The 16,989-nt window shown below is 40.9% G+C and carries 18 protein-coding genes and 1 pseudogene; 5 read left to right on the top strand and 14 right to left on the bottom strand.

Annotated features, from left to right (window positions below; translation table 11 throughout):
• Nucleotides 1-67: 67 nt before the first annotated feature.
• From P20311_RS19155 to P20311_RS16845, 5 genes are all read right to left on the bottom strand, one after another.
• On the bottom strand, nucleotides 68-244 hold the full coding sequence (locus P20311_RS19155) for a hypothetical protein (RefSeq protein WP_008115149.1): 177 nt from the start codon (nucleotides 242-244) through the stop codon (nucleotides 68-70).
• Nucleotides 245-263: 19 nt separating this feature from the next.
• Complete coding sequence (locus P20311_RS16860; protein WP_008115143.1) at nucleotides 264-1,235, bottom strand: aldo/keto reductase family oxidoreductase; 972 nt, start codon at nucleotides 1,233-1,235, stop codon at nucleotides 264-266.
• 143 nt (nucleotides 1,236-1,378) lie between these two features.
• On the bottom strand, nucleotides 1,379-2,509 hold the full coding sequence (locus P20311_RS16855; RefSeq protein WP_008115142.1) for a sodium ion-translocating decarboxylase subunit beta: 1,131 nt from the start codon (nucleotides 2,507-2,509) through the stop codon (nucleotides 1,379-1,381).
• A 14-nt stretch (nucleotides 2,510-2,523) separates the two neighbouring features.
• Nucleotides 2,524-4,305 carry a sodium-extruding oxaloacetate decarboxylase subunit alpha gene (gene oadA, locus P20311_RS16850; protein ID WP_008115141.1) on the bottom strand — a complete coding sequence of 594 codons (1,782 nt, stop codon included), beginning with the start codon at nucleotides 4,303-4,305 and terminating at the stop codon, nucleotides 2,524-2,526.
• A 12-nt stretch (nucleotides 4,306-4,317) separates the two neighbouring features.
• Entirely contained in the window at nucleotides 4,318-4,563 is a 246-nt protein-coding gene (locus tag P20311_RS16845) for an OadG family protein (protein ID WP_008115139.1), read from the bottom strand.
• 516 nt (nucleotides 4,564-5,079) lie between these two features.
• Between P20311_RS16845 and P20311_RS19500 the strand changes: the two are divergent.
• The 3 genes and pseudogenes from P20311_RS19500 to P20311_RS16830 all read left to right on the top strand — a co-directional run.
• Nucleotides 5,080-5,172, top strand: a pseudogene (locus P20311_RS19500) (DUF1328 family protein); the annotation flags it as partial.
• 130 nt (nucleotides 5,173-5,302) lie between these two features.
• The gene (locus P20311_RS16835; protein ID WP_008115136.1) at nucleotides 5,303-5,494 is read left to right on the top strand and encodes a hypothetical protein; all 192 of its coding nucleotides are present in this window, start codon (nucleotides 5,303-5,305) and stop codon (nucleotides 5,492-5,494) included.
• Nucleotides 5,495-5,628: 134 nt separating this feature from the next.
• Nucleotides 5,629-6,096: a YcxB family protein gene (locus P20311_RS16830; RefSeq protein ID WP_008115132.1), complete on the top strand. Its 468-nt coding sequence runs from the start codon at nucleotides 5,629-5,631 to the stop codon at nucleotides 6,094-6,096.
• A gap of 55 nt (nucleotides 6,097-6,151) precedes the next feature.
• On the opposite strand, the gene csrA is transcribed toward P20311_RS16830, so the two are convergent.
• From csrA to ribA, 6 genes are all read right to left on the bottom strand, one after another.
• On the bottom strand, nucleotides 6,152-6,343 hold the full coding sequence (gene csrA, locus P20311_RS16825) for a carbon storage regulator CsrA (RefSeq protein ID WP_004587515.1): 192 nt from the start codon (nucleotides 6,341-6,343) through the stop codon (nucleotides 6,152-6,154).
• Nucleotides 6,344-6,433: 90 nt separating this feature from the next.
• A complete protein-coding gene (locus P20311_RS16820; RefSeq protein ID WP_008115125.1) occupies nucleotides 6,434-7,651 on the bottom strand; it encodes an aspartate kinase in 1,218 nt (405 codons plus the stop codon).
• 6 nt (nucleotides 7,652-7,657) lie between these two features.
• Entirely contained in the window at nucleotides 7,658-10,258 is a 2,601-nt protein-coding gene (gene alaS, locus P20311_RS16815; protein WP_008115123.1) for an alanine--tRNA ligase, read from the bottom strand.
• Between the two features lie 19 nt (nucleotides 10,259-10,277).
• Nucleotides 10,278-10,730, bottom strand: coding sequence for a regulatory protein RecX (locus P20311_RS16810; protein ID WP_008115122.1), 453 nt, complete (start codon nucleotides 10,728-10,730; stop codon nucleotides 10,278-10,280).
• Nucleotides 10,730-11,518, bottom strand: a complete 789-nt coding sequence (locus P20311_RS16805; RefSeq protein WP_008115121.1) for a BPSS1780 family membrane protein — start codon at nucleotides 11,516-11,518, stop codon at nucleotides 10,730-10,732. Before P20311_RS16805 ends, P20311_RS16810 begins: the two co-directional genes overlap by 1 nt.
• Before the next feature lie 400 nt (nucleotides 11,519-11,918).
• Nucleotides 11,919-12,542, bottom strand: a complete 624-nt coding sequence (gene ribA / locus P20311_RS16800) for a GTP cyclohydrolase II (RefSeq protein ID WP_008115119.1) — start codon at nucleotides 12,540-12,542, stop codon at nucleotides 11,919-11,921.
• Nucleotides 12,543-12,774: 232 nt separating this feature from the next.
• Here ribA and P20311_RS16795 point away from each other — a divergent pair, with 232 nt between their 5' ends.
• Complete coding sequence (locus P20311_RS16795) at nucleotides 12,775-13,872, top strand: TonB family protein (protein ID WP_008115117.1); 1,098 nt, start codon at nucleotides 12,775-12,777, stop codon at nucleotides 13,870-13,872.
• Between the two features lie 46 nt (nucleotides 13,873-13,918).
• Here P20311_RS16795 and P20311_RS16790 read toward each other — a convergent pair whose 3' ends face one another.
• The 3 genes from P20311_RS16790 to P20311_RS16780 are packed head-to-tail and all read right to left on the bottom strand — an operon-like array spanning nucleotide 13,919 to nucleotide 15,587.
• Nucleotides 13,919-14,371, bottom strand: a complete 453-nt coding sequence (locus P20311_RS16790) for a low molecular weight protein-tyrosine-phosphatase (RefSeq protein ID WP_008115116.1) — start codon at nucleotides 14,369-14,371, stop codon at nucleotides 13,919-13,921.
• Nucleotides 14,372-14,411: 40 nt separating this feature from the next.
• A complete protein-coding gene (locus tag P20311_RS16785) occupies nucleotides 14,412-15,065 on the bottom strand; it encodes a glutathione S-transferase family protein (protein ID WP_008115115.1) in 654 nt (217 codons plus the stop codon).
• Between the two features lie 15 nt (nucleotides 15,066-15,080).
• Nucleotides 15,081-15,587: a DUF3087 domain-containing protein gene (locus tag P20311_RS16780; protein WP_008115114.1), complete on the bottom strand. Its 507-nt coding sequence runs from the start codon at nucleotides 15,585-15,587 to the stop codon at nucleotides 15,081-15,083.
• A 213-nt stretch (nucleotides 15,588-15,800) separates the two neighbouring features.
• On the opposite strand from P20311_RS16780, the gene P20311_RS16775 reads away from it, so the two are divergent.
• A complete protein-coding gene (locus tag P20311_RS16775) occupies nucleotides 15,801-16,958 on the top strand; it encodes a hypothetical protein (protein WP_008115113.1) in 1,158 nt (385 codons plus the stop codon).
• Nucleotides 16,959-16,989 lie beyond the last annotated feature (31 nt).

Raw genomic sequence — 16,989 nt, 5'->3', positions numbered from 1 at the left:
GTAAACGTAACGTCGTACGACGGACGGTACGAGAGCTTTTTTTGTGTGTGATATTTAAGTTTCAAACTTAATTTATGAGTACATAAATAAGCTGCACAACCAAAGAGATCATCACCAGTGGCCAAATGTACTTACTATATTTAGTGGCGCTATCAAGCCCCATTTTACTTTGGTATTTTTCCAGTAACGGAATAATGATCAGCAAAGCAATCACTAGGCTAATTAAAATAACAAAAATGTTCATATCATCACCCTACATCAGGTTATGGTAAAGCGCAGCCTTTCGCGCTGATATATAGCTCATACCAATGCTCACGACTTAAGTTAACATTAACCGCATCACAGGATGCTTTTACACGCTCTATATTAGTCGTGCCAATAATTGGTTGGATTGATGCTGGGTGACGCAGTAGCCATGCTAATACAATAGCTTCTGCTGTTGTGCCATAGAGTATGGCAAGCTTACTAACTAAAATGCTGGTATTAATATCTGCAGGCGAAGCCTTTGATAAATCGCCACCAGAGTATAAGCCTTGGCATAAACTGCCCCAACTTTGAATCTGAATTTCATGCTCACGGCAATATTCAATATTGCCTGGGGTAAAGTTAATATCTTTGCCATCGGCATTTCCCACATAAACGCCTTCATCAACCCATTGATGCTTGTGTAAACTCGCTTCTATTTGATTTGCCACAATCGGCATATCTAAAGCGCGTTGCAAAAAGCGTATTTGATGTTGCGACATATTAGACACTGCAAAATGGCGCACTTTGCCACTTTCTTTTAAACAACTAAATACTTGCGCAACTTCCTCTACTTCCATTAAAGGATCAGGGCGGTGCAACATAAGTACGTCTAAATAATCGGTATTTAATCGCTTTAATGAGCCCTCTACCGAGCGCTCAATCCAATCAGCTGAAAAGTCATAGCGCTGTGGGTGTTTATCATCAGCAAAGCGAATACCGCACTTAGACTGAATATACATTTGTTCTCTAAGTTCGGGACGCTCAGCCAGAGCTTGACCAAAAACATGCTCGGCTTTGCCTAAGGTATAAATATCAGCGTGATCAAAAAAATTAATTCCGCCTTCAATGGCGGCATCTATGCATGAATGAGTTTGTTGTAAATGCGCACTGGTGATCGCATCTTTGTTCCATGCGCCTCCCAAACCCATACAGCCAAAAACAAGCTTGCTTACATTCGGGAGATATTTTGCCAATGGAGTATGATGCATACCAGTAACCTTTAAGAATTTAAATGAAGAATGACTACTGTAAACAAAAAACTCTATACAAGAAACCGCTTAAGTCAAAACATCAAATTTTAGGCAAAAAAAAGCGCAGTAAACTGCGCTAATAGGTTGAGTCTAAATTACATTTAACCCACAAGAGCGAGCAAAATACCTGCTGCAACGGCACTACCTAACACCCCTGCAACATTAGGCCCCATGGCATGCATTAATAAGAAGTTATGTGGGTTATTTTCAAGCCCAACTTTGTTAACTACCCTTGCAGCCATTGGCACAGCGGATACACCTGCAGCACCAATTAATGGATTTATAGGAGTTTTTGATATTTTATTTAAGCCTTTTGCCATAAATACACCTGAGGCTGTACCAATAGCAAACGCCAGTGCACCCAGTACTAAAATACCAATAGTTTCCACTGTTAAGAACTGCTCTGCAGCAAGCTTAGAGCCTACCGCAAGCCCTAAAAATATAGTGGTGATATTAATGATTTCGTTTTGCGCACTGTTGCTGAGCCTATCAACTACACCCGACTCACGCATTAAGTTACCTAAACAGAACATACCAACCAGTGGAATTGCCGCAGGTAAGAATATGGCAGTTAAAGTAAGCACCATCAGCGGAAAAATAATTTTTTCCTTTTTAGATACTTTACGCAGCTCTGGCATTTGAATTTTACGTTCCTCAGGCGTGGTAAACGCACGCATAATTGGAGGCTGAATAATAGGCACCAGCGCCATGTATGAGTAGGCAGCTACGGCTATAGCTCCTAATAAGTCAGGTGCCAATTTTGACGCTAAAAAGATAGCGGTTGGTCCATCTGCACCACCAATAATCGCAATTGCAGAAGCATCTTGTAAGCTAAATTCAAACCCAGGAATAAAGTTAAGTAAAATAGCGCCAAATAACGTCGCAAAAATACCAAACTGCGCCGCAGCACCTAGTAGCAACATACGAGGGTTGGCAATTAGGGCACTAAAATCAGTTAATGCCCCCACTCCCATAAATATTAATAACGGAAAAATACCGGTATCAATACCAACATAATAAACATAGTAAAGTAAGCCACCAGGATCTGATAAACCAGCCACCGGAATATTGGTTAAAATGGCTCCAAAACCAATGGGCAGTAGCAATAACGGCTCAAAGTTTTTGGCAATTGCTAAAAATAACAGCAAACAGCCAACGGCAATCATGATTAGCCCAGGAAATGTAAAGTTAGCAATGCCTGTGGCATGCCAGAGGTTTAAAATACCATCCATCCTCTGTTCACTCCTTAAGCTAGTGCAATCATTGCATCACCGGTTGATACTGAATCACCTTCAGAAACAAGCAACTCAGCAATTGTACCGGTATGCATGGCACGTACTTCGGTTTCCATTTTCATGGCTTCCATAATAATCACCACATCACCTTCATTGACTACCTGACCTGGCTTTACTTTAATCTTAAAAATATTACCAGCCAGTGGGGCATTCAATGTTTCACCCGAGGCAACCGATGCCGACTGTGGAATATGCTCAGAGTCTTTTAACGTAACCTCTTTAAGCTCACCACCTTGAGCAACCACGACATCGTATACTTTACCGTCTACTTTAACGCTGTACTGCTCTGCCTTAACGCCTTTATTGTTTGCCGCTGATTTTTCAGGTGCTTTATTGGCGCTATCATCAGCGCTAGGAACAGGCTCAAATGCATCAGGGTTATTACGGTTTTTAATAAACTTCAACCCAATCTGTGGGAATAACGCATAGGTAAGCACATCATCAATTTGCTCATCAGCTAAAGTTAGCCCTTGCTCCTGAGCAAGCTTGCTTAATTCAGCTTCGAGCGTTTCAAGTTCAGGTTTAATAATATCGGCTGGACGACAGGTGATTGCCTCACTGCCATCAAGTACACGCTCTTGTAGCTCTTTATTCATTGGTGCAGGTGTTGAACCATACTCACCTTTTAATACGCCAGCAGTTTCTTTGGTGATAGTTTTATAACGCTCACCAGTGAGCACATTTAATACCGCTTGAGTGCCAACAATTTGTGAAGTAGGTGTTACCAGTGGAATAAAACCTAAATCTTCACGTACTCGAGGAATTTCAAGTAGTACTTCATTTAGTTTATCAGCAGCGCCTTGTTCTTTAAGCTGATTTTCCATGTTGGTTAGCATGCCACCTGGCACTTGTGCTAATAAAATGCGGCCATCAACACCTTTTAAACTGCCTTCAAACGCAGCGTACTTTTTACGTACGTCTCTAAAGTAAGCGGCAATTTCTTCTAGATGGTTTAAATCAAGCCCAGTATCACGCTCTGTTCCCTCCACGATTGCAGCAATTGTTTCGGTTGCTGAATGACCATAGGTCATACTCATAGATGATACAGCGGTGTCGAGCATATCAATGCCAGCATCAATGGCTTTTTGATAAGTAGCTGTACTCAACCCTGTTGTTGCATGACATTGCATAGCAATAGGTATTGAAACCGTTTCTTTTAACGCTTTAATGAGTTCTTCTGCATCATATGGCTTAAGCAGACCCGCCATATCTTTAATACAAATTGAATGACAACCTAATTCTTCTAGCTGCTTTGCAAGCGTTAACCACATATCTAATGTATGTACTGGGCTTACTGTGTACGAAATAGTACCTTGCGCATGCGCCCCTACTTTAACCGCCGCTTTAATAGCGGTTTCTAAGTTACGCACATCATTCATGGCATCAAAAATACGAAATACATCTACGCCATTTTTGTGCGCACGCTCGACAAACTTCTCAACCACATCATCTGCATAATGGCGATACCCTAATAGGTTTTGCCCGCGAAGTAGCATTTGCTGTGGCGTATTTGGCATCGCTTTTTTAAGCGCACGGATACGCTCCCACGGATCTTCACCTAAATAACGAATACATGAGTCAAAGGTAGCCCCACCCCAAGATTCAATAGACCAATAACCTGCGTCATCAATTTTTTTTGCAATAGGTAACATGTCGTCTAATCGCATGCGGGTAGCTAAAAGCGACTGATGTGCGTCACGAAGTACAAGTTCTGTTATTTTTAATTTAGCCATTGGTATGCTCCTCTAATTATTATTTGTTTTGTACTGAGCAATGGCAGCACTAATTGCAGCGATGTGCTCATTTGGCACACCTTGCGATTTAAAAGATGGTGTTCTATGTGATGTTGCGAGTTCTGGCTGAGAAAACTTGCTAGCCAGCTTAGACATGAGTGTCACTGCACCAATCAATAAAGAAAGAAATACAAACACGCCCACCATACCTGTTAGCATTAAATTGCCCGCAGTTGTGAGCAAAGCCCCTATATCCATAATTCTCCCCCTGTTCAAACCGAACCACATAAAAAGTCAGTTTATTTAAATAATTATTCACCAATAGTAACAAAAACTATTCTTTTGTCTACATGTTGTAAATTGGTAAAACCAATTAATCTAAAAGTAACATATCACCAATAAGGTTAACACCACCTAAAATAGCTTATTTGACCTATATATATAGATGATAAAAATGTTCGTTATAAACAAAGAATATATAAAACCCCTAATACTTTGTAAAAACACATAAAAAGCAAACCCATCATGCCAACCCATTTAAAACCCTTAAAACAAATGTTAATTGGTCTTACCAAAAAAAGAGCTGCACTAACTACTTATTATCTCACCGTATACAACTGTGAATAAGTTACCGATAAAATCGTAAAAATTACCAACTCAATATAAAGCCAACCACGTAAAAACAAAACAAACCATTGATTTAAAACAAAATAAAACACTGGCACATTACTCGCTTATATAAAACTAACACTTAGATAAATCAAGGAGATGACAATGTTACGCTGGACAATTACATTTTTGGTGATCGCACTAATTGCAGCCGTTTTAGGATTTGGCGGTATTGCAGGAGCCGCAGCTGGAATTGCTTAGATCATATTTTTTATCTTTTTAGTTTTATTGGTTATTTCACTAGTCTCTGGCGCCTTACGTGGTAAAAGCCCCAGGTAGATAAAACACTACACTCTCTTTTAAACTTATATATACAAGGAATTACATTATGAAATCATCAACACTTAAAGCAGCTGCTATTGGTCTATTCGCAAGTGCATTTATTATGGGTTGTGAAGACAATCATGCAGAAGAAGCGGGTGAACGCATTGACGAAGCAGTAACAGATGTGCAAAACAAAGTAGAAGACACCTGTGAAGAAGTAAAAGAAGGCGTTAATGCCGAAGAAACAAATTGCTAATGTTATTTATTTAGCTAAAAAACGACCTACGGGTCGTTTTTTTATGCCTAAAATATAAATAGTTTTTAGTCATTTCCCCTTTTAAGCTGCGCATTAGGCTAAAATAGTAAAAAATAGCTTTTAAGTGTAAACACATGGTATTTACGACAACCTATAAACTCGATAAACCTTACTTTTATGAATGCTTCGACCAATCGCTGCCTTATAGTAAACGCGCGCAACCTAAATATTTTTTATTAGCACTGCTTGTTGTATTGGGATTATTTGGTATTTATGGTTTAGGAGATCATTACCTAGGTACATTTTTGCTGATGCTAGCCCTACTCGAATGCATCGCCTTTTACTATCGCCGCCCATGGTGGGTTACCAGGCAAATGCTAAGCAGAGCGTCTGGTTCTGAAGTCACTCTCACCTTCGACGAAGACGGAATAAAATCAACCAATCATTACAAAAATTACCAGTTAGCTTGGCACGACATTAACGAAATTATTACCACCGATTGTGGACTATTGTTAAAAAGTAAAAGCGGTATGCAATACATTTCTAAGGCAATACTCGACGAAGAAACGATTGATTTTATAAACAAAAAAGCCACTCAATGAGTGGCTTTTACAAATGTCATAGTTATATTAACTAGCACATTTTATACTATGTTGATTAAGCATTGCCCGGATTAGGGTTAGACTTTTCAGCTTGTATGCGCATGTAAATTTCTTCACGATGAACTGATACGTCTTTAGGTGCGTTAACACCGATACGAACTTGATTTCCTTTAACACCTAGAACAGTAACGGTTACTTCGTCACCAATCATAAGGGTCTCGCCTACTCTACGAGTTAGTATTAGCATTCTCTTGCTCCCATGTTCCAATAAAATTATAAGATTCCGCACAAACATTTTAATTAAAATTAGACTAAAAAGTAAGTAAAAACTCTCAATCTATTCATTTTCTGTTAAAAATGTCTTATGTAATGCACGAACAGCCAGCTCTAGGTATTTTTCATCTATTAAAACTGAAATTTTGATCTCTGAGGTGGCAACAAACATCACATCAATGTTTTCTTCTGCCAACGAATCAAAAAATAAACTCGCTACCCCAGAATGAGATTTCATCCCCATACCCACCGCTGAAACTTTCGCCACATTGGTCAATCCGTCAATTGCCTGTGCGTCAAATTGCTGTTGCTCAGCCGTTAACAAATCAAGTGCGTTTAAGTAATCATTTAAATGCACAGTAAAAGCATAGTCGACTTTTTCAACTTTATGATTAATTTGATTAATCATATCTATTTCGATGCCATTATCAGCAAAAAGTTTCAAAACTTTTGCAAGATGTTTGGTGCCTTGTGGCATTCCATGCACCTTAATTAAGCACTCATCTCGATTAAATGCAATACCCGATACGACATTGCTTGTCACGTCGCTCTCCTCAAAACTAATTAACGTGCCTTCGTCGGGTTTAAAGCTAGATAACACCCGTAAAGGAACATTGTGTTTACCAGCAGATTCTACAGAGCGAATATGCAACACTTTAGCGCCTAAACTTGCCAGTTCAAGCATTTCAGCAAAGGTAACATGACTTAAACGTCGTGCGTTAGGTTCCACACGCGGGTCTGTAGTATATACGCCATCAACATCGGTATAGATCTGACACTCATCGGCTTTTATTGCACCAGCAATTTCAACCGCAGAGGTATCGGTGCCACCACGCCCAAGCGTGGTCACGTTACCCTCAATATCGCGCCCCTGAAATCCGGCAATAATAGCAATGCGGTTGTGTTCAAGCTCATGCCTTAAACGCGTAGCCGCGACCTCTTCCACCCGCGCTTTACCGAACATGTTATCGGTTAATATATTAACCTGATCGGCTAATAAACTTACCGCAGAATGGCCGCGTTTAATAATGGCCATCGCTAATAAAGCAATAGAGACTTGTTCACCGGTACTAAGTAATACATCGAGTTCACGACTACTCGGGCGAGAGTCGATTTGTTTGGCAAGATTAATTAAGCGATTGGTTTCTCCCGACATTGCCGAAAGCACCACGACCACTTGGTGGCCTTGTTGCTTAGTTTTAACAACAAGGTCGGCGACCGCTTCAATACGCTCTATTGAGCCTACCGAAGTGCCGCCAAATTTTTGAACTATAAGTGCCACTTAAGCTTAAGTACGCTCAGTTAACCAAGCTGTTACGCTATCAAGTGCTGCCGTTAAATTTTGTGGCTCAGAACCACCCGCTTGCGCCATATCTGGACGACCGCCGCCTTTACCACCGACTTGGCCTGCCATGTGATTAACTAACTCACCGGCTTTTACTTTGCCAGTTAAGTCTTTAGTTACACCCGCAATTAGGCTTACTTTGTCGCCGCTGGCAACACCCAATGCAATAACACCTGAGCCAATTTTATTTTTAAGGTCATCAACCATACCGCGAAGCGCTTTTGATTCTGTGCCCTCAACGTTGGCCACTAACAACTTAACCCCGTTAATTTCAACAACTGAATCAAGTAACGATGCACCTGCCGCACTGGCTAGTTTGTCGTTAAGTTGGGCGACTTGTTTTTCAAGCCCTTTCGACTTTTCAAGCAAGGCAGTTACTTTTTCAAGCACTGACGCATTGTCACCTTTTACAAGCGCTGCAACATCAGCTAATTGCTGCTCTTGCTCGCTTACATAAGCGATTGCCTCTGCACCTGTTACCGCTTCAATTCGACGAACACCAGCAGCAATACCGCTTTCAGATACAATTTTGAATAAACCAATGTCACCCGCACGCTCAACGTGTGTACCACCACAAAGCTCGATTGAGTAATCACCAATAGTCACAACGCGTACTTCGTCATCGTACTTTTCGCCAAACAGTGCCATTGCACCTTTTGCTTTAGCATCATCAATTGCCATTAGCTCAGTGTTAAGAGCAAAGTTACGACGAATTTCGTCATTCACTACGCGCTCAATTTCGCGCAGCTCTTGTTTGGTCACCGCTTCAAAATGTGAGAAGTCAAAACGCAGGCGATCTGGCTGCACAAGTGAGCCTTTTTGCGATACGTGCTCACCTAAAAGCTGACGCAGTGCTTCATGTAAAATATGCGTAGCGGTGTGGTTTTTCTTAATGCTGTCACGACGTGCATCGTCGATAGTCGCATCAACTTTATCGTTAACACCAATGCGCCCTTGTACCGAACCATGGTGAGCAAATGCGTTGCCCAATTTAGTGGTATTAGTCACCACAAACTCACCGCCGGCTACAGTGATTGTTCCGCTATCACCAATTTGGCCGCCTGATTCTGCATAAAACGGAGTACGGTCTAAAACAATAATACCGTGTTGACCATCTTCAAGTAATGATACCGCTTCGCCAGCGGCAAAAATTTCTACCACTGTGCCACTGTAATGGGTGCTATCGTAGCCTTTAAAATCAGTGTGTTTGTCTGATTTTAATTGCTCATTATAATCTGCACCAAATTTGCCCGCTTGCTGTGCTGTTTTACGTTGTACTGCCATGCATGCTTCAAAACCTTGATGGTCTATCGTCATCTGGCGTTCACGCGCTACATCAGCCGTTAAATCAGCAGGGAAACCATAGGTATCGTAAAGCTTAAATACTAAGTCACCTGGGATCACATCCCCGGTTAAATCACTTAAGCTTTCTTCTAAAATAGCTAAACCACGTTCGAGCGTTTTACCAAACTGCTCTTCTTCGATACGCAGTACTTTTTCAATAATTTCTTGTTGCTTAGCAAGCTCTGGATAGGCCTGACCCATTTGCTCAATAAGCGCTGCTACTAACTTGTAGAAGAACGCGCCTTTAGCACCCAATTTATTACCATGGCGTACTGCACGACGAATAATACGACGTAACACATAACCACGGCCTTCGTTTGATGGCATAACCCCGTCTGAAATTAAAAACGCACACGAACGAATATGATCCGCCACCACACGAAGCGACTTATCATCCATATCTTGTGCATTGGTAACGCTTGCAGCTGCGGCAATTAAGCCTTGGAATAAATCGATTTCGTAGTTTGAATGCACACCTTGTAAAATAGCTGAAATACGCTCAAGGCCCATACCTGTATCAACAGATTGCTTAGGAAGTGGCTCCATAGTCCCGTCGCTTTGACGGTTGTATTGCATAAATACTAAGTTCCAAATTTCAATGAAACGGTCGCCATCTTCTTCAGGAGTTCCCGGAGGACCGCCCCAAATATGCTCGCCGTGATCATAAAATATTTCAGAACATGGACCACAAGGACCCGTATCACCCATAGACCAAAAGTTATCGCTCGTTGCAATACGAATAATACGATCTTCAGGTAAACCGATATCGTTAGCCCAGTAGCCAAAGGCCTCTTCGTCATCATGGTAAATGGTTACTAAAAGCTTTTCTTTTGGTAGTTTTACAACTTCAGTTAAAAACTCCCACGCAAATTTAATTGCATCTTGCTTAAAGTAATCACCAAAGCTGAAATTACCTAGCATTTCAAAAAAGGTATGGTGACGTGCTGTGTAACCTACGTTTTCTAAATCGTTATGTTTACCACCGGCACGCACACAACGCTGCGAACTGGTTGCACGTGTGTAAGGGCGGCTTTCAGCGCCTAAAAATACATCTTTAAATTGCACCATACCGGCATTATTAAATAACAACGTGGCATCGTTACCCGGTATAAGCGAACTAGAAGGAACAACTTGGTGTTGCTTGCTGGCAAAAAAGTCTAAAAACTGTTGCCTAATTTGTGCGGTAGTCATGTGCTGCATGTGAAAGTCTCACCTGTATTTACTGTGCTTGCATTGCAAAATTTATTTGATCATAGCTAAATCCTCGATACATTAAGTAGCGCACGCGCTTAGCTTTTTCTTTGTACTCGAGGTTTGCCGGTGTCGTTGAATATTTTTTGTTGTACGCTTCCTGCGCGAGCTCAAACCAATCTATTTCCAGCTCTTCAACCACTGTTTCAAGCAGTGCTCTATCAATCCCTTTACTCATGGCCTCACTTTGAATTCGCTTTAAGCCATGGCATTTAAATATGTGCTTTCTTACAAACCCTTCACAGTAACGCTGCTCGTTAATAAAATTGTGCTTTTCGCACCAATCAAGCAGGTTTTCTATGAACTCGTCGGTTGCTTCTCTTTGCTGTAACTTTTGCGTTAACTCTCGGCGCGAATACTCTTGCCTTCCTAGTAACCAAAGCACATAGTTTTTTAACTTTTGTTTTAACGTATCATCCATTAAGCGTCAAAGCGTCCGCTTTGCTCGCTACTTAAAGGCTTAATGTTACTGTCATCACTTGGTGGCACAACGGGCATAAAAATAGCCTGATAAGAAACAAAGAAACTAATGTAGCAAATTGGCATTAAAATCAACAGCGGTAGTAGCGATAAGAACATCGACACCACAATTAATAATGCGCAAATAATACCATAAACACTCAATGGTAAAATATTATAATAAAACACCATAAACGAACTTTTTAAGGCATTTAAAATACGTTGCTCTTTATTAAAGTAAACCAGCGGTACTGCATAGGCAAACGAAGTAAAGTAAATTGAGAGCGCAATTAAAAACAATGCCACGTTAGCAAACGAGATGCTCTCAAGCATTTGGCTAACAGCGGTATTTGGGTCTAAGTCTGGCTGTGTCATAACCGCCATTGCATCAGCAAATAATCCATTGGCGAGCAAGGCAATTAAAATTCCCGCCCCCATTTGATACAGCGCTAAGCGAAATAAGCCTAAGCGATTTCCTTTGGCTGAAAAGGGCTTCAAAATATCAGCTAACATAATTTTTCCGCCTTGCTGCTTGGTAAGCACGGCTTGATAAAAACCGGCGGTTAAAAATGGTGTAGCTAATGCTGCAGCTATTTGTAATACCGGCAAAAATAACGACAACAAGCCAACAATGCCAATAAACAAATGCATAAAAATAAAGGTTAATGGCTGAGTTTTAAAAATTAACCAACCTGCTTTAAGCCACTTTAATGCTGCATCCGCTTTAAAAATTCGTAATTGTGTAGACATACTTGCTCTTAATTAAAACAAAACACGCCGAGTATAACTCGGCGTTGGCTGGTATTACATAGGTGGTGGCGATAAATGCCGTTAATATTAGGGTCTGTTGCCCTTTACGGATTAAAATTTGTTCAAACTAGGGGCGATTTAATCGCGGCGCGAGGTTTGTAACCTAGTGGGCTAAGTAAAAACCGAGCAAAGCTTCCGCGTCCTGCTCACGCCCCTTACCTACATCCATGTAGGCAACAAAGAGTAAATCGCCCCTAGGCAGAACCCTTTGGGCAGCGCCTGTTTGGCATTGATGCTGCGTTATCGCCTATTTATGGGGAATAACCACACCACATAGGCGCTGCCTTGGCTAAATACCAAACAGACTGCTGCAAATTCAACCTTGAAAGGTCAACAGACCCTAAGGTTTTTTAATTTTCTTAATATCTAGCATGTGAGAGCCATGCTTAATCTTTGTCTCTAAATACGCCTTGTTACCGGCAAGTCCTGCTTTGATGTGTGCATGAGTGCCCACAACAGAGTCGACCTCTATACCTGCATCTTTTAATGCGTTGAGCTTTTTAGGGTTATTGGTCATTAACTTAACGTGCTTTAAATTAAGCGCATTGAGCATTAATACTGCATCCGAAAAGTCGCGTAAGTCATCAGCAAAACCTAAATGGTTATTAGCCTCATAAGTATTCATACCTTGTGATTGCAGTACATACGCATCAATTTTATTGTATAAACCAATACCACGCCCTTCTTGGCGCAAATAAAGTAAAATACCACCTTGTTCGTGCATCATTTCAATACACTCGTTTAACTGCTCACCACAGTCACAACGTGACGAGTGAAATACATCGCCAGTTAAACATTCAGAATGCATACGAATAAGCGGAACACCTTGCTCGGTATCGGCGTTTTTAAACACTAACGCAACATGCTCTTGGCCATCTTTTAAGCCACTAAAGGAAATAATTTCTGCAGGAATATCACTATTTTTGCCAACATTAAGCTGGACTCTTGCTCTTACTTGCGCCACGACCAATCCAAATATTAAAAAACTACGACACGATAAAGTGATAATATCACAAAATAGGTTAAATACACCGTAGTACAAGACTGTTTATGGCAAATATATGGCGACGGTAGCGACTATTTTCAATCTTTAACCGCAAATATATTACTAGCGAGCGTTTACCTTGATTTACCTAAAGTGATGACATATACATAAGGATTTGCTAATTTGTTATCGACAAATAATAGGGATCATTATGAAACTAAATAAACTTGCATTACTGATGGGCTTAGGTTTATCTGTATTAAGCACCACGCCATTTGCCGAACAAGCAAATAACGCTCAAGCCGTTTTCAACGACGCGTATCAAAATTACTTAAATGCGGTTAAAACCAAAGAAAATGTGCAACAAGCCGCGGAGCAGGCTTACACATTAGGTAAAGCTGTTTACGGTGAAAATGCTGATAACACCGCAAACTTAGCGATTAACTATGCAAAATCAATTAATCGATACGGTAAACAGTGGATTGAAAAGCGTTTTTCACTTTACCAACAAGCCTACACTATTTCAGTTAACAACCATGGTAAACAATCATTAGAAACCGTTGATGCTTTAGTTGGCATGGCTAATTTTGCGCCCTCAGCTCAAAAAGCGGACTATTATTTAGAGCAAGTCATTGCAATAGCAAACACAGAAAATAAACCTAAATTTTTGGCCGATATGAAATTAGAAGCGGCAACCATATTAGCCAATAAATTCAGCTACGAAAAATACCGTGAAGCTAAAAACTACTTAGAAGAAGCCGATGAGTATTATCAAGCTAACTTACCTAAAAACTCGGTTGAACAAATAAAAGCTGACTTTTTAATTGCGTCATTTGCGGAAGGTCGAAAAAGATACGACCAAGCAATTGAACGGCTTAATCGCGTAGTAAAGGTATTTGATGAAAGCTTAAGTTACGATCACAACGCCGAGCTAACCGCACACTCAAGACTGATTGGCTTGTATGAAAAACAAGGCAAAAGTGATGAAGCCACGAAGCACTGTATCGCGATAGCTAAAATGGTGCCGTGGAAAGAAAGCCAAGAGCAAACGCCGCTATACCGCGTTAACCCTAAATACCCTAAAAACAAGGCGCGATTTAGTAAGGATGGCAGCGTAGTTATGGAGTTTGAAGTAAATGAGTCTGGCTTTGTAAAAAACCCACGCGTACTTAGTTCAGAAGGCGGCCTTGCTTTTGAAAAATCGGCAGTAGAAGCATTAGCGCAATGGCGTTATGCACCTAAGTTTGAACATGGAAAAGCGGTTGCAGCAACCTCCAAAGTACAGCTCGATTTTAAAGTAAACCGTTAATAACATACCAAAGGCGCTTCAAGCGCCTTCTAATTTATCACTATAGCTATTTTAACTTAGCTAAAATGTTATCGCTGGCGGCTTCAATTAAATCAAGTACCTTTTCAAAGCCGTCATCGCCACCATAATAAGGGTCCGGAATAGCACTTTGTGTTTGCTCGCCATACTCTAAAAACAACGCAAGCTTATACTGCAAATGTTCAGGGCAGCGTGCGGTTAGATCCGTCAGGTTTTGTGTATCGGCTGCTAAAATTAAATCAAACTCGCTAAAATCACTACTGCGCACCTTGCGCGAAAAAATACCTTTAAAACTATAACCACGTTTTTCGCCAGCTTGCATAGAGCGTCTATCTGGCGGGTTACCTTCGTGGTGCCCAATAGTCCCAGCCGAGTCCACTAGCAGATCAATGCCTAACTTTTTAGCACGCGCTTTTAATACTGCCTCAGCCGTCGGTGATCGACATATATTTCCCAAACACACTATCAGTACTTTTTTCACTTATAGCTCCTAAGCTTTTGCAAAAAATCAGTAATAAACGTTATTTTAATGAGGCTAATATTTTTTGTTCGCCCTCAAGCATGCTCTGCATAGCGGTGCCCTGTTTTACCCGACTATGCAAAGCAGCAAGCTTTGGCCAGCGCGACTCATCAAGTTGCTCACCGCCATGCTCCATATTCATTAACTGGCAGCTCACTGCAATGTCGGCAAGGGTTAAGCTCTCGCCAACAAAAAACTCGTTACTACCTAAATAACCTTCTAAATAATCAAATAAAGGCGGTAGTTTTTCATTTAATGCACTTTGCACTAAGGCTTCATCGGTTTGCTTTTGCATTGTGGGGGCAATAATACGTTGCTGAAACACCGTAAATGTTGCAAAAGGAGCCAGCTCGTAATCTGCGTATTTTTCTAACCAGCGAACGGCTGAACGTTGCTCTATAGTATCACCGAGTAAAGACGCTGAATTAGGGTGTTTTTCATCAAGATATTGGCAGATAACGCTAGAATCCGCCAAACTTAACTCGTCGTCTTTTAGCGCCGGAATTCGCCCTAGTGGGTTCAGTTCTAAAAACCAGTCAGGCTGATTAAACGGCGAGACTATTTCGAGTTTATAGTCGAGTTGTTTATGCGCTAAACATACACGTACTTTACGTACATAGGGAGAAAGCGGGACACCATAGAGAATTATGCTCATTGTGATTCCTATAAATTAAAACTGCTTTAAAATTGCGTCATCGTAGTCATCGGCATTAAGAGTTAAATTATATTTAGCCGCCACACTATCTAACTCGGCTTGTTTAATCGCTAAATCATCCATGGTGATGGTGTTATCGTCAAGCTGCCATAACAAGCGTGAACCTGCATAACTATAGTGAATCGCCAATAGCGCATCAGGATTACCTTCACGTCCCGCCGCTTTTAGCTTTGCCATCTTGCGGGTAATTTTATTAAGCGCTTGTTTAAGCTCCCATACATACACCACCTCGGTCATAAAAGGATGTGTACGGTATTTATTTAACAACCAGCCAATACCAATACTAGTAACAATAACGCCTAATAAGTTCCAATGAAAATGACTACCACTTTCATCGGGAAATAATGCAATAAGCGTTTGTGAAATAGCTAAACTACCAATCGCTAAGCTTGCGGCACAACCGACTATAACGCGGTTTAAATGTTTACGATAACGAGCTTTATCTATTTGAATAAGTTGCATAGTTGCCTAAAATTAAAAAACTAAAAAATACACAGCCACCATTGTAGCTAAACCCACCACAGAGTTTCGACTCTTTTTAATAAAATACCCGTAGTTTTTGATTTAACGCCGGTTTTATACTACTTGCAACATAAAACCAACCAACGATTTTATTTGCACCCACTTATTAGGCATAGGATAGTAGCAACAAATACGACTCAGTTTAGGACCATCATGATAAAAACACTGATTGCCGCAAGCTTAATCTTTTCTTCTTCTAATGCGTTAGCTAATTTAAACACACCGCTAACCCCAGAAGAATTGCGAATTGAAAAAGCCAGCCTAAGTATGCCTAATGTGCTCAACGCATTTACTGGTGAAGTTAATCAATTTGAGCAGCAATTCAAGTCACTCTCAAGCTATGCACAAGCCGTAGATGCCGTTAATGACTACTCAAAACGATTGTGGTTTAGTGCAAAAAAACGCATCGCTAAAACGCAAAACTTAGATGATCGCGCACTTTACTGGGCTCGCTTACAATCAAGCAAAATTATTCGCACCACAAAGCCTGCATTTTCGCTGAGCGCCGCGCAGCAAACAGTGTTATTAACACTTTTAGAGAATGGCAGCCGGGGTCGCACCGATCTTAGCTACTCACAAAACACCTCTAAAAAAATATTATTAACTGGATTTGACCCGTTTTTACTTGATAGAAATATAAACCAAAGCAACCCATCGGGTGTTGCAGCACTGCTTCTTGATGGCCAAGTAATTAATTATAAAGGTATTAGTGCTGAAATAAACACCGTGATGGTGCCAGTGCGTTATGAAGACTTTGATCAAGGTATTATAGAATCCTTACTTGCCCCTTATTACGCTCTTAATAATGTAGATATGGTAGTTACCGTTAGCATGGGTAGTAAAGACTTTGATCTTGAACGCTTTCCGGGTAAGCGCCGCAGTGTAACAGCGCCCGACAACGCCAATATAGTGTATGGCGGTACCAAAACAGCGCCGCTCATTCCAAGCTTAAACGACCGCCCATTACCCGGTACTGAATTTGTAGAATTTAGCTTACCTGTTAGCGCTATGCTAAAGGCAAAAGGCCCTTTTCCTATTAATGATAACCACCATGTTATTACCCTAAAAAAAGACTTTGAGCCTAACAGTTTTGACGAATTAAAAGATGCTGTTGCAGTGCGAGGCGGTGGCGGTGGATATCTGTCTAACGAAATTTCGTACCGCAGTATTCGCCTGCGTAATCAACTAAATTCAGATATTCCGACTGGACATATTCATACCCCGCGAATAGCCCAGTTTGAACCCGAAACCGAAGCTAAAATAGTAAAACAAATTCAAACCATGTTAGAGCGCAGTTTAGTCGCACTATAAATGCCCTCTAACAATCGCTCTAAAAAAGTCA

Source organism: Pseudoalteromonas sp. BSi20311 (assembly GCF_000239875.1).
In the GTDB taxonomy this organism is placed as follows: domain Bacteria; phylum Pseudomonadota; class Gammaproteobacteria; order Enterobacterales; family Alteromonadaceae; genus Pseudoalteromonas.
Note: the sequence above shows the minus strand (reverse complement) of the source record. Positions and strands in the feature narration are given on the sequence as shown.